General features: G+C 68.5%; 11 protein-coding genes and 1 pseudogene. 4 read left to right on the top strand and 8 right to left on the bottom strand.

What is annotated here, in order from left to right:
• Positions 1-317: 317 nt before the first annotated feature.
• The 8 genes and pseudogenes from SA2016_RS04830 to SA2016_RS04795 all read right to left on the bottom strand — a co-directional run bounded on the left by SA2016_RS04830 (position 318) and on the right by SA2016_RS04795 (position 8,635).
• Positions 318-521, bottom strand: coding sequence for a cold-shock protein (locus SA2016_RS04830; protein WP_066495975.1), 204 nt, complete (start codon positions 519-521; stop codon positions 318-320).
• A 331-nt stretch (positions 522-852) separates the two neighbouring features.
• Positions 853-1,842, bottom strand: coding sequence for an alpha/beta hydrolase (locus SA2016_RS04825; RefSeq protein ID WP_066495972.1), 990 nt, complete (start codon positions 1,840-1,842; stop codon positions 853-855).
• Positions 1,843-1,962: 120 nt separating this feature from the next.
• The gene (nagB, locus tag SA2016_RS04820; protein ID WP_066495970.1) at positions 1,963-2,706 is read right to left on the bottom strand and encodes a glucosamine-6-phosphate deaminase; all 744 of its coding nucleotides are present in this window, start codon (positions 2,704-2,706) and stop codon (positions 1,963-1,965) included.
• 23 nt (positions 2,707-2,729) lie between these two features.
• Positions 2,730-3,749, bottom strand: a complete 1,020-nt coding sequence (locus SA2016_RS04815) for an ROK family protein (protein WP_066495967.1) — start codon at positions 3,747-3,749, stop codon at positions 2,730-2,732.
• Positions 3,746-5,194 carry an APC family permease gene (locus SA2016_RS04810; protein ID WP_084249226.1) on the bottom strand — a complete coding sequence of 483 codons (1,449 nt, stop codon included), beginning with the start codon at positions 5,192-5,194 and terminating at the stop codon, positions 3,746-3,748. The genes SA2016_RS04815 and SA2016_RS04810 overlap by 4 nt, the downstream gene beginning before the upstream one ends.
• Positions 5,195-5,328: 134 nt before the next feature.
• Positions 5,329-6,291 (bottom strand): ROK family protein, encoded by a 963-nt coding sequence (locus SA2016_RS04805; RefSeq protein ID WP_229710746.1) that lies wholly within the window; start codon positions 6,289-6,291, stop codon positions 5,329-5,331.
• A 48-nt stretch (positions 6,292-6,339) separates the two neighbouring features.
• Positions 6,340-6,459, bottom strand: a pseudogene (locus SA2016_RS22615) (winged helix-turn-helix transcriptional regulator); the annotation flags it as partial.
• A gap of 1,378 nt (positions 6,460-7,837) precedes the next feature.
• Positions 7,838-8,635 carry an FCD domain-containing protein gene (locus SA2016_RS04795; RefSeq protein WP_066495954.1) on the bottom strand — a complete coding sequence of 266 codons (798 nt, stop codon included), beginning with the start codon at positions 8,633-8,635 and terminating at the stop codon, positions 7,838-7,840.
• 396 nt (positions 8,636-9,031) lie between these two features.
• On the opposite strand from SA2016_RS04795, the gene SA2016_RS04790 reads away from it, so the two are divergent.
• The 4 genes from SA2016_RS04790 (at position 9,032) to SA2016_RS04775 (ending at position 12,672) form a co-directional block, all read left to right on the top strand.
• The gene (locus tag SA2016_RS04790) at positions 9,032-10,255 is read left to right on the top strand and encodes an MFS transporter (RefSeq protein ID WP_218030586.1); all 1,224 of its coding nucleotides are present in this window, start codon (positions 9,032-9,034) and stop codon (positions 10,253-10,255) included.
• A gap of 185 nt (positions 10,256-10,440) precedes the next feature.
• Positions 10,441-11,604 (top strand): galactonate dehydratase, encoded by a 1,164-nt coding sequence (gene dgoD, locus SA2016_RS04785; RefSeq protein ID WP_066495949.1) that lies wholly within the window; start codon positions 10,441-10,443, stop codon positions 11,602-11,604.
• A gap of 145 nt (positions 11,605-11,749) precedes the next feature.
• The gene (locus SA2016_RS04780) at positions 11,750-12,100 is read left to right on the top strand and encodes a beta/alpha barrel domain-containing protein (RefSeq protein WP_066495947.1); all 351 of its coding nucleotides are present in this window, start codon (positions 11,750-11,752) and stop codon (positions 12,098-12,100) included.
• A gap of 251 nt (positions 12,101-12,351) precedes the next feature.
• Positions 12,352-12,672, top strand: coding sequence for a recombinase family protein (locus SA2016_RS04775; RefSeq protein WP_066495945.1), 321 nt, complete (start codon positions 12,352-12,354; stop codon positions 12,670-12,672).
• Positions 12,673-12,726: the final 54 nt, after the last annotated feature.

Here is a 12,726-nt window from a genome sequence, read left to right as displayed (position 1 = left end):
CCTCCCAGCCGTGCAGAACCCGATGAGTCGGCGAGTCCCGATGAGTTGTCGAGGATGTCCATCCCCCCGAGCCTGACTGCTGGACTCCGCGGCGGCCTCCGATTCCGCATATGAGCGGAGAACGGAGATCATGTCGGCTTACAGGGACTCTCTGTGCCCCCGTGCACATGCTGAAGGGTCAGGTCATGGGCCTCCGCATGCTGCGTGGCTCCCGTCCCTGGCAGTCGCCGCCGGACGGCCAGAGCCTGAGTGCAGAACAGGCGGGGCCTCCCACTGGGAGGCCCCGCCTGTTCTGTTCGCTCCGCGCCGGGGGCTGCTCAGACCGGGCGGATCTTCTGGGCCACAGGGCCCTTTTGGCCCTTGCCGACCTCGTACTCGACCTTCTGGCCCTCCTCGAGCGAGCGGAACCCGCGGGCCTCGATCTCCGAGTAGTGCGCGAAGAGGTCCGCCGAGCCGTCGTCGGGAGCGATGAAGCCGTAGCCCTTCTCGCCGTTGAACCACTTCACGGTACCTGTAGCCATTGGTGCAGCCTTCCCCGGCGGCGCCGTGGCCGCACTCCGCGGCCGAATCCCACGCCGTCCTTCTGCGCCCATCCTATTTGCGCGGCGTCGCTGTGAGGCAAGGGCCAAGGAGGCTGCAGCAGCGAGGGGCTGCCTCTGCCCGGGCCCGCTCGGCCCATAAGGCAGGCGGTCCTTCCTGCGCTCCCCCGAGCGCCGTCATGGTCTGCCGAGCATCTTCAAGGTCGTCGACAGTGCTCCGACCTTGGGAGACCACGTTGCCGGCGATGGCGGTGACGATCTGGTCCATGGGGTCCAAGCCGGCCGGCGTTGCCGTCCACGGGCTCCGGGCAGCTCAGGTGTTGTCGGCGGCCCTCCTGACGAATGCGGCGCGGGCGAGCTTGGCGTCGCGGGTGATTGCGGAGTCAGGGGCGAGTCCCTCGAAACCGTGATAGGCGCCGGGCCAGACGTGGAGCTCCGCCAGACCGCCGGCTCTGATGATCCGGAGCGCGTAGTCCACGTCCTCATCGAGGAACGCATCGGCTGCGCCGACGTCGATGTAGGAGGGTGGCAGTCCGGCGAGGTCCTTGGCCTGGGAGGGGGATGCATAGGGGGAGACCCGTGCGCGGTCGATGTCGGGACCGAGAAGGCTGTTCCAGCCGAGCTGGTTCGTCTCGCGGTTCCAGGTCCCAGCTCCTTGGAGCTGGAGCATCGAGCGCGTGTCGTTCCGGTGGTCCAGCATGGGGGCCAGAAGCATCTGGGCGGCGATGGACGGCCCGCCGCGGTCTCGGGCCATCAGGACAGCGGCGGCTCCCAACCCACCTCCCGCACTCGTTCCGGCGACGATGAGCCGCCCCGGCGGGAACCCGAGTTGGGTGCAGTGGGCGGCGACCCACACCAGCCCGGCGTAGCAGTCCTGGACGGGGCCGGGGTGCCTTGTCTCAGGGGCGAGGCGGTAATCCACCGAGGCGACGAGGAGTCCGGAGGCCTCGGCGTATTCGAGTATTTCAGCGAGGCCGTTACGGGGCGTACCGAGCATCATCCCGCCGCCGTGGATGAAGTAGATGCAGCCTGTGGGCTTCCTGCCGGCTGGCAGGCAGAGGATCAGCTGGACAGCCGGGGCCGCCTCGGGGCCGGGCACCGCGATCTCGCGGATCAGGAAGGCGCCTCCTCTGGCGAGTTCGGCGTCCGTCGGAGACGGCTGGGCGATCCTCAGGGAAGGGAGAGCGGCTGCCGTGATGGGCTGCTGGGGCGCGCCGAGTGCTGTGACGAGCTCCGGGGCAATCGCCGGCGGCGGCCCGGGCCGGCGGCTGCTGCTGGGGCGGCCTGCGGTGGCTTCGGTCATCGGATCTCCTCCTCTCATCCCCTGCACCCGCCTATGCCGCCGCGACGGCCCAAACGTGCCGCTGCCTCCCTCGAGCGGCACCCAGTGTGGGGAACGACCGAGACCGGCACCTTTGTCCCGTCATGCTACGGTGGCCGCGGATGCGCTGTTGAGCAGGGCCGCAGCTGCGCTGTCTGCGATGACCGTGGCGTGGGGGTGGCGCTGAATGATGGAGGCCGGGAAGGCCTCGGTGACGGGGCCCTCGAGCGCCTGGACGAGGGCGGCTGCCTTGTCCGCTCCTTGGGCGACGAGGAGCAGGCGGCGTGCTTCCATGATGGTGGCCAGTCCTTGGGTCACGGCGTGGGTGGGGACGTGGCCGAGGGAGTCGAAGAATCGGGCGTTGACCCTTCGGGTGTCCTCGGTGAGGCGGACCGGGCGGGTGCGGGAGGAGAACGCCGAGCCGGGCTCGTTGAAGGCCAGATGGCCGTTGCGACCGATTCCCAGGATCTGGAGGTCCACTCCGCCTGCCTCCGCGATCGACTCTTCGAAGGCGGCGCAGGCGGCGTCCAGGTCCTGGGCGTCCCCGGCTGGGACGTGGACCCGGCCGGGGGCGATGCCGAGGGGGCCGGCGATGCGGTCGGCGATGAACCGCCGGTAGCTCTGTGGGTGCTCGGCTGCCACTCCGACGTACTCGTCGAGGGCGAAGCAGGTAACGCTGGAGAAGTCGGTCCCGCGGTGGCGGCCGAGGTGCTCGTAGACCGGAAGTGGGGAGGATCCGGTCGCCAGTCCGAGCACGGTGTTGGGCTGGCGGCGGACTTGGTCGGTGATGAGTGCGGCTGCGTCCTCTCCCAGTTGCGAGGGCGTGTCGGCGATGATCAGGTCCATCGGGTTCCTTTGGCGATCGGGGCTTATACAGTTTCGGGCAGGAGGTGCTGCTCTGGCGTCGAATCGGCCGGTGGCATCTTCACGGCCGGGACCGGGCAGCCAAGACGGCGGTAGGCCAGCAGGAGGGCGCCCAGCATGGACAGCTCGTTCGCGTCCGGTGAGACGAGGACTTCGGGCGGGTAGGGCACGTACTCCTCGAGAGCGGCGCGCAGCGGTGGGAGGAACGCCGCTGCGGCGCTTTCGGTGGCCACTCCCCCGCCGATGGAGATCTTCTCGGGGTCCAGGACCACGGCCAGGTTCACCACGGCGCGCACGAGTTCCTCGACGGCGTCCTCGGCCATCCGTTCCAGGGCCCGGCTGCGGCCACCGGGACCGCGGCTGCCAGCGAGGGCGATGAGCTCTGAGGCGTCCAGGTCGGGTGCTCCCATTTCGGCCGCGCGCCGGGTCAGCGCACGGCCGGAGATCAGGTCCTCCAGCGGAGCCGCGCCGCTGCGGTGCCCGGGCGGCCGCCCGGGGGCGGCGGGGAGGAAGTAGCCGATCTCGAGGGCTGCCCCGTGTGCTCCCATCAGCGGTCTGCCCTCGATGACGGCGCCCGCGGAGAGGCCGGTGCCGAGGTTGATGTACAGCCCGCAGCTGCTTCCCTGCAGCTGTCCCCACTGGTGCTCGGCCATGGCTGCGGCCTTGACGTCGTTGGCCCACCCGACCTCCTGCGCCCCGAGGGCCGAGGCGAGGACGTCCGCGGGGACGGAGGATTCCATGCCCGGGTTGTTCGGGACCAGGCCGATGCCCGCCTCGGTCACGACACCGGGGGTCGCCAGGCCCACGGCGGCGGCCTGCACCGGCCCGCTGGCGTGCAGCGCTGCGGAGGCCATGGTCTCGCGGTAGCACTCGAGGACCTCGGCGAGCGTCTCCTGGGCCGGGCGGCCGGAGCGGGAGCGGTGGGTGGCGGTGGCCAGGAGGCGCCCGTCGAGGTCCGCGGCGCAGACCTTGACCTTTGTCCCCCCGATGTCCACGCCGATCGCCAGGAGGATGGGAGCGCTCACGCGCGGACCTCGTCGAGGTGGATCTCGGCGTCGACCTCGTTCGGCTCGACGGGCAGCGGGCCGAAGGGCCAGGTCTTCTCGCGCTTGGCCCAGACGAGGAAGAGGACCACGCCGAGGGCGACCCAGCCGAGGGAGAGCTCGATCGGGTGCAGGCCCGGGGCGTTGGCGTCGGAGTAGAGGTAGACCGCGATCCATCCCGCCCCTGCGACGATCAGGGGCAGCGGGTAGAGCCACATGCGGTAGGGCCGCACCATGTCCCGCCGGCGGCGCAGGAGCACCACGGCCGCGATCTGGCCGAGGGCCTGGACGAGGACCATCACGGCGGTCAGCAGCTGGATCAGGGCGGAGATGTCGGTGAAGCGGCCGATGAGGAAGCCTGCCATCGTGCCGACGCCCATAGTGATCAAGCCGGCGATCGGGAACTCCTTGGTGGGGTGGAGCTTGGCGAAGGCCTTGAAGAACACCCCGTCCCGGGCCGCGTCGTAGGGGACGCGCGAGCCCGCGAGTAGGCCGACCAGGAGGGAGGCGAACGCGGTGACGAGGATGAAGACGGTCACCACCGCGGCGGCCCCGGGACCCCAGGTTCGCTCGAGGAGGAGTGAGACGACCGAGGTGTAGGCCTGGGAGCCGGTGTCGAGCATCTCCTGCCACTTCACCACGCCCAGGACACCGATCTGGGTGAAGAGGTAGATCACCATGATCCCGAACACCGAGAACACGACCGAGCGGGGGATCGTCCGGCCCGGGGACTTCATCTCGGCGCCCATGTAGGCGGCGGTGTTGTAGCCGAGGTAGTCGTAGATCCCAATCGTCAGGCCGGCCACGAAGGCGACCCAGAACCCGCCCGAGGAGATGTCGAACGCCCCTGCAGGGAAGTCGAAGACCTGGGCGGCGTTGAAGTGGGTGAAGCAGGCGAGGATGACGGTCAGCACTGTGGCGACCATGATCACCCACAGCACCACCGTGAGCCGGCCGAGAGATTCGATCCGCCGCCAGAGCACCACGGTGATCACCGCGATCAGCGCCAGCCCGACCACATTCCCGGTCATGTCATCCATGCCCGGGATGAGGTATCCGAGGTACTGGACGAAGCCGATGACGCCGGTGGACATGATCAGCGGGATGAACAGCACCGCGGACCAGACGAAGAGGAACGGCATCAGGCGGCCTGTCCGGCGCTTGAACGCCTCGCGCAGGTACACGTAGGTCCCGCCCGAGCCCGGCATGGCCGCGCCGAGCTCGGCCCAGACCAGCCCGTCCGCCAGCGCGAGGATCGCGCCTGCGATCCAGCCGACCACGGCCTGCGGGCCTCCGAAGGCCACGATCATGGCCGGGATGGTGATGAACGGGCCGATCCCGACCATCTGCGACATGTTCATCGCGGTGGCCTGGAAGGAGCCGATGCGGCGCCGCAGCTGCGGCGCGCGGTCAGGGAATGACGCCATCGTTGATTCCTTGCTAGAAGAGGGAAGCCGCAGCCCCCGACAGGAGGGGTGGACTGGCCCAATCGTAAAAGTATTTTCCGATCGACGTCAAGGGGGATGTGCGTCCCGGATCACATCCCCGGGGCGCGCAGGGGTCAGAGGGAGGAGGAGAGCTTCTCCCAGGCAAGCTGGAGGGCCTTCTCCGCGCCCCCGTCCAGGATCGCGTCCTCCCCCGCCCGGCTGACCTCCACCCGCGGGACCGGGAATGGAAGCATCGACTGGAGGTGCCTATTCACGGCCTCGGCGAAATGGGCCCCTCCGTGCAGGCCGACGCTGCCGGCGAGCACGATCAGCGGCGGGTCGACGACCACTGTGAACGCGCTGAGGGCGAAGGCAGCGAGCCTGGCCTCCCCGTCCACCACGGCCTCCGCCTCGGTGCTGCCCTCCCGGGCTGCCTCCATCAGTTCGGCGACGGTGCCGAAGCGGGCCCCGCCCTCCGCCGCCCGCGCAAGCATGGCATCCGCCGAGGCGGCCTCTTCGAGGGCGCCCCTGGCCGAGGGCCCCCCAGCGGTAAGGACCTCCCCGGCAGGGGCTGCAAGGGGCAGGAAGGCGATCTCCCCGGCAAGTCCGCGGGCGCCGGCGAGCGTCTGGCCCGCCCGTACCACCGCAGCACCCACGCCGCGTCCGATCGAGAACAGCACGAAGTCGTCCTGTCCCGTGTCCCGCCGCGCCTGCGCCTCCCCCAAGGCCGCCAGATACACGTCCTTCACCACCAGCAGGGCCTGCCCGAACCGGGAGCGCAGCGCCGCCAGCGTCGCCATCTCGCCCCAGCCCGGGAGGTTCGACGCGTGCTCGAGCACGCCGGACTCGGGGTGCACAACTCCAGGGCTCCCGACCACAACGAAGGCAATCGCCTCCCGGTCGAGGGCCGCCTCCCCCAGTACACGGGCGAAACCAGCATCCAGCGCAGCCAGCACACCATCGGCCGAAGGAGAGGCCGGACGCTCCCGCCACAGGGCGAGCCGCTCCCCGTCAAGGCCGGTGAGCGCCAGCCGCACCCACTGGGTGCCCACATCGACGCTGAGCACCGCCCCCGCCGACCTGTCGATCCCCCACACCACCGGCGACTGTCCCGACTGGCCAGAACGGAGGCCACGCTCTTCGACGAGTCCGGCACGCTGAAGCGAACGCAGCGCAGAAGCGACCGTCGGCTTCGACAGTCCGGTCCTGCCCGCCAACTCGGGGGCGGTGGCGGAGCGGGCCGAGATCAGCTCCTCCAGGACCACCCGCCCGTTCGTGCGCCTCAGATCGCCCGCGCGAACACCGTGCAGCACCGAACTCAAAAAACTCAACCTTCTTCCGAAGCACTAACCGCAGACCCCACGTGTCGTCCTCTTAGGCTACGCGTGCATCCAGCAAGAGCCCTCCCTGACGTCAGCCGGCAGGTCGCGGCCGCCGGTACGCGAGCGTCCCGGCTCCGGCCTTCTTCTGTGGGGCACGGAAGGGCAGTGTCCGACGAGCCCAGGCCGCGAAGGGTCGGCACGTCTGGGTGTTCGCCGGGGCCGTCGCTCGGGGACTGCCCGCGGGACCTCGGGCCCTTGGCCGTGCTGCGGGGCTCACACCTGAACGGGCACCTTCCAATTCATCAGGCGGCGGGCGCCCGAGGCATCGGGGCGGAACTCTGCGACGGCGAGACCGACTGGGCGGGCACAGACTCCGCGGCCGGCGACGTCCACACCTTCCCCGCGCTGACGGTGCACAAGGCCCTCGCACCCCGGAACAGGAGCCAAGTGCGGCTCTCGATGGACGTGAGATACCAGCCCGCCTCCGAACCAATCGAGGCCAAATCACTTACCCACCATGGAGGAGCAGACTGGGACGACATCTACACCGGCTGGGACACCGAGGATCTCCAGTACTACTGGCGCCAAACCACCCCGCGAATCTCCCCATGGGACGACTCCCTGCTACAGCCGGGTCGCCGTATCTGCTGATTGGCCCTCAAAACCCGGCAACGGCAACGGGACCAATCCACTGGGGATTCAAATGAGTGGACCGGGAAGATTGCCCCAGGCTGCGTCCCCAATGCGTGGCGCGACAGCCTGCCTGCTGTACCGGCACAGGATTGAGAACCAGCAAGGGTGGAGCGTCCTCACCGCGGCCGAGACGATCGCAGTCATCAACGCCGAGCTCGACCCGGCCGTAGCGGAAGGTCCCTGCCGATCACCCAGATCACCCTCCGCACCCTCACCAGCGATGACCACACGGCGACCACCCTCATTGCCGACCGGCTCCCGGCCTCATCCTCTACGAGCGCTGCCTACCCCGCAGGCCTGCCGTCCACGAGCAAGTACGGCGCCGGCAGCGGGCCGGACCTGCTGGGCCTACTGGGTCCGCTGCCCGTGACACAGGTGTCGACCCCGTCCCGTGCACATCCTCGACAGAACTGGGGTCTACCACGACGATCGCTCGAGGCCGTCTCAAGCTCTATCGCCCCAACCCCCCTAATCCAACGATCCAGCCCCACTCCCAGGCAGTGCCCTGCTCGCGCCCGACGGGGCCGGGACGGTGTCGGGCAGGACGTCGCTGCGGCTCCCGGTTCCCTGTGCAGACGCCGTCTGCACAATCTGATCGGGCCATTCCCGTCAGAGGCGCGCTGGCTGCTCAGAGGGGACGGGTCTTATGGGCCACAGGGCCCTTCTGCCCCTGGCCGACCTCGTACTCGACCTTCTGGCCCTGCCGCTCGGTTCTCTGCACGCTCCGGTTGTCCTGGGCGGACCTGTTCAGCAGTCCGCGCATCGCCATCTCAGCGGAGTGGCGCCGCCGTTTCCTCACTGCTTCGAGCACTTCGGCGTGGGCGGCGATGATCTCTTCGTGGCTTCCGGGAGCGGCGAGGTTGCCCGAGCTGATGACGTACCGGTCGCGGCATCTGAGGCCGATCTCGATGATGACCGACATGTGCTCGAACAGCTCGTTGTGGGCGCTGCGCAGGAGGGCATGGTGGAACCGGACGTCCGCGTCGATGTGGCTTTCGGCCTTCTTGGTGTCGGATGCTTCCATGGCCGAGAGGGCATCCGAGAGCGCGGCGATGTCGTGGTCAGTGCGGCGCTCCGCCGCGAACCGGGCGATGGCCGGCTCGATGACCTGCCGTAGCTCGGTGAGCTCCTCGAGGAAGTAGTCGTCTGGCCTGGTCTCGAAGCGCCATCGCAGCACGGCGGGGTCGAGCAGGACCCAGTCCTCCCGTTCGTTCACCACGGTCCCGCTCCTCGGGGAGGCGGTGACCAGCCCGCGGCTGCCCAGTCCCCTCAGGACTTCTCGGACCACCGTGCGGCTCACGCCGTGCTCGACGCCCAGGCCAGCCGGATCGAGCACGGTCCCCGGGCCTAGGTCGCCGCCCACGATGCGGCGCCCGAGTCCGGACAGCACCTCGTCGTACAGCCGTGCCCGCTGGCGCCGAGCCACATGGCCCCCTCTCGTGGTGATCCTGTCAGTGTAGGGCCTTCCGCCGCGCCCTCCCCTGTGCGGGCCCTTCCCCCGTCCGGAGTGCGAGAACGGCCCGGAAGGCACGGGGCGCAGACGAGCCGGACCTCTCAGGAAGCAGTGGACTAACCAATGACTAGTCACACTAATCATGCCATTAGTACTACTACTTCTTGACTCGGCGACCCAGGTTGCTGCAGAGTTGCGGCATGCCCACACCGTCGTGGGATCCGCCGCCTGCGGGTCGAAGGAGATCATCTGCCCGGGCGCTTCGAGGGTTGGGAGATGGATGCAGTGACGCAGCAGCAGTTGGGTTCTTCCTCGATGAAGCTCAGCCGAGGCAGCAGGGTCCGATTCGGGATCCTGATGGTCATATCGGTGAGCACGGCCATCAACTACCTTGACCGCGCCAACCTTGCCATCGTGGCTCCGGCGCTGAGTGCGGATCTCAGGCTCGATGCGGCACAGACCGGTCTGCTGTTCTCCGCGTTCAGCTGGACCTACGCCATCCTGCAGATCCCCGCCGGCTGGCTCATCGACAAAGTCGGCGCGAAGCTGGCGTTCGGCTATGCCCTCATTGCCTGGTCGCTGGCGACCTGCGCGATCGGCCTCGCCCGCGGGTTCGGGGTCCTCTTCGGCCTTCGTCTCGCACTCGGGGCGGCCGAGGCCCCGGCCTTCCCGGCGAATTCGGCACTGGTGGCTTCCTGGTTCCCCAAGAAGGAACGGGGTACCGCGACCGCAGCCTACACGGCCGGAGAATATGTCGGCCTGGCCGTCGCCACTCCCGTGCTGGCCGCAGTGGCCACGGCGCTGGGCTGGCAGTCGGTGTTCTACCTCTGCGGCGGACTCGGGCTGGCGTGGGCCGTTGTCTGGCTCACTAGGATCCGCAATACCCCCAAGGGTCACCCTAGGGTCTCGCCGGAGGAGATGCGTCTGCTCGCCGACGGAGGCGCCGTTGTGGACACCCCCAAGCATGACAGGGCCAGCTGGTCCGACGTCCTCCGACTCCTTCGGCACCGGCGCATGATCGGGATCCTGATAGGACAGTTCGCGATCAGCTCGACCCTGTTCTTCTTCCTGACATGGTTCCCGTCATACCTAGTGAGGGCAAAGCACTTCACCCTGCTGAATGCCGGATTCATGGCCTCCATCCCCTACATCATGGCCCTGATCGGGGTGTTCTTCGCCGGTTCCTGGTCCGACCGCATGCTCAAGCGCGGCACCTCGGTCAACGTGGCCCGCAAGGCGCCCATCATCACCGGCCTCGTAGGTGCATCCGTGATCGTCTTGGCCAACTTCACGGACGATCCGGCCCTGATCATCACCATCATGTCCCTGGCATTCTTCGCTCAGGGCATGTCGGCCATCTCCTGGTCCCTCGTGGCGGACATCGCACCGGTCGGCAAATTCGGGGTCACGGGCGGCCTGTTCAACTTCATAGGGAACGTGGGAGGAATCGTCTCCCCCCTCGTGATCGGATACATCGTCGAACTCACAGGCTCCTTCGTCGGCGGCATCGGATACGTCGCCGTCGTCGCAGCCGTCGGGGCGCTCGCCTACATCTTCTTGGTCGACAACGTCGAACGCCTCCAAACGAACTAGCAGCCACAACACCGGCCGCCCTGACACAGCCTCCTCGGGCGGCCGGGAAAGGGACCCGGTTGCCCCTCGCACTCCCACGGCCAGGGCGACCCCGACGGCTCGTCCCGCATCGCGGTCCATATACGTCCGCATGCCGGTACCTCACACTACGATCACAGCCTGCCGCGGCAGGCAGGAAAGGCAGCATGAAGATCACCGCAGTAGAGACCCTCGTCGTCAATGCCCGCCTGCGCAACTGGGTTTTCGTCAAGGTGTCCACCGACAGGGAAGGTCTGGTCGGATGGGGAGAGGCGACCCTGGAATGGCAGAGCCGTGCGGTCGCAGCAGCCGTGGCGGACCTCGCACCGGTCGTCCTCGGCCAAGACCCGCGCCGCATCGAGTACCTCTGGCAGGCCATGCAGCGCGACCACTTCTTCCAGGGCGGAGTGGTCACCTCGAGCGCTCTCTCGGGTATCGACCAGGCCCTCTGGGACATCAACGCCCGGCTCTACGACGTGCCCGCCTACCAGCTCCTGGGCGGTGCGGTCAGGGACAAGCTGCGCATGTATGACCACCTCGGCGGGGGCGACAGCTCCGTGGTCTACGGTCCAGCCACTGTGGAGCGCTTCGGAGAGGCGGCCCAGAAGGCCGTAGCCGACGGCTTCACCGCCCTGAAGATCCTCGCCGTTCCCAGCGGGTCGGGCCTGCCCAGCGAAGAGGACCTGAACGGGGCGGCCGCGGCGATGCGGGCGGTGCGCGAGGCGGTGGGAGGCGCCGTGGACATCATGGTCGACCTCCACGGGCGCACCAGCGCAGCCGGAGCGATCGCCTACGGCCACGCCCTCGCACCCTACAAGCCCTGGTTCTTCGAGGAGCCCTGCCAGCCGGGCAACCCCGAGGCCCTCGCCGCAGTAGCCCGCGCCCTTCCTTTCCCGGTCGCCGCCGGAGAGCGGCTGATCAGCCTCCAGGAGTTCCGGACCCATCTCGCGGCCAACGCGTGCGCCGTCCTCCAGCCCGACATCTGCCACGTCGGCGGTCCCACCGGGCTGCGGAAGATCGCAGCCCTTGCCGAGAGCCACCACATACCACTGGCGCCCCACAACCCGCTCGGCCCCATCGCCACCGCTGTCAACCAACACATGGCCTTCGCCACCCCCGGCGTCATCATCCAGGAGGTCATGCGCTCGGACGTGCCGTGGCGGAACGACGTCGTCAGCGGGACATTCCCGATCGTCGACGGATTCATCACCGAACCAGCCGGCCCCGGCTGGGGCATCACGGTCAACGAAGAGGCTGCCGCAGAACACCCCTACGAACCTGAACTTCAAATCCACACCCGCGCCAGCGACGGATCGGTCTCCGACTGGTGAACCTTCCGAGCCCGCGAATGGCGGGCGCCCTTTCCGTAGATCACTGAGCACCTCGTTCCCCATACGACACGAATCAAGAATCCCGGATGAACATCATCACCGGGGTCGTCCCCGTTGTTCCGACAGTCTTCGCGAGCGGAGCCTGATGGCCCAGCGGGAAGGCGCGGCCATGGTCATGCTCATGGCACCGTTCTTCGGCGCCACGTTCAGGGTCGACGAGGACACGGTGGTCGAGTACTTCAAGCGTCACCGACGGGGTCGAGATCGACGTCATATCGGGGACGCCCCAATGAGCCCGACACCGCTGTCCGGGGTGCTGCTCGCCCGGCTCGCGAACGAGATCCCGCAGGTTGAATACGTGAAGGTCGAGATGCCCCAGACCGCGGACAAGCTGCGGGCCCTCGCACCCGCAGCAGGCGCGAGCTTGCCCTTTTCGACGGCGTGGAAGCAATCACGCTCATCCCGGACCTGGAAGCTGGCGCGCAGGGAACCATGAGCAGGTGCCCGACCAGCTGGGCCAGATCATGCACGACTTCCATGCGGGCCGGCGGGACAGCGCGGTGGCCCGGTGGGAGGAGATCCTGCCCCCGATCCACTTCGAGGACCGCCGCCGGGTGCAACGAAGACCGGCCGATGGGTCATACGGGCCGTGCACCGTGCACCCGGAAGCCGTACATCTGGGAGGCGAGCGGATCTGCCAAACCACGAGGTCAGCGGCACTAGGGCCGGCCGGGGGAGCTGGACAGGATGCTCGACCGACTCAGCCGGGGCGATGAGGTCATGGTGTGGAAGCTGGACCGGCTGGTGCGCAACACCCGCAACCTGCTCGAGCGGCTGGACACCTTCAAGGCCAGGGACATCGAGTTCCGCTCCCTGCGGGACGACCCCGAGGCCGAGCTCGAACGCGACGAGCTCTCCGAACGCACACGCGCCGGCACGGCGATAGCAGTAGCCAAAGCCGCCGCCCCGGCAGGCGCGAGGTCACCGCTGGCGACGCTAAGGCCAGGCGGGCACGCGGGCTCAAGGCACAAGCACTCAAGGCAGACATCGGCAGAGCCGTCGGGGTAGGGGCGGGCCCCTGTCTACCGGTACCTGGCCCTCGAGCGCGACCGAGAGATGGGA

The sequence above is a fragment of the Sinomonas atrocyanea genome (genome assembly GCF_001577305.1).
GTDB classification, from domain to species: Bacteria; Actinomycetota; Actinomycetes; order Actinomycetales; family Micrococcaceae; genus Sinomonas; species Sinomonas atrocyanea.
Note: the sequence above shows the minus strand (reverse complement) of the source record. Positions and strands in the feature narration are given on the sequence as shown.

What these genes read in the sequence shown, in the direction of transcription:
- SA2016_RS04830 (WP_066495975.1), bottom strand. Translation starts at nt 521, where the DNA reads ATGGCTACAGGTACCGTGAAGTGGTTCAACGGCGAGAAGGGCTACGGC.
- SA2016_RS04825 (WP_066495972.1), bottom strand. Translation starts at nt 1,842, where the DNA reads ATGACCGAAGCCACCGCAGGCCGCCCCAGCAGCAGCCGCCGGCCCGGG.
- SA2016_RS04775 (WP_066495945.1), top strand. Translation starts at nt 12,352, where the DNA reads ATGCTCGACCGACTCAGCCGGGGCGATGAGGTCATGGTGTGGAAGCTG.
- SA2016_RS04780 (WP_066495947.1), top strand. Translation starts at nt 11,750, where the DNA reads ATGGCCCAGCGGGAAGGCGCGGCCATGGTCATGCTCATGGCACCGTTC.
- nagB (WP_066495970.1), bottom strand. Translation starts at nt 2,706, where the DNA reads ATGGACCTGATCATCGCCGACACGCCCTCGCAACTGGGAGAGGACGCA.
- SA2016_RS04810 (WP_084249226.1), bottom strand. Translation starts at nt 5,194, where the DNA reads ATGGCGTCATTCCCTGACCGCGCGCCGCAGCTGCGGCGCCGCATCGGC.
- dgoD (WP_066495949.1), top strand. Translation starts at nt 10,441, where the DNA reads ATGAAGATCACCGCAGTAGAGACCCTCGTCGTCAATGCCCGCCTGCGC.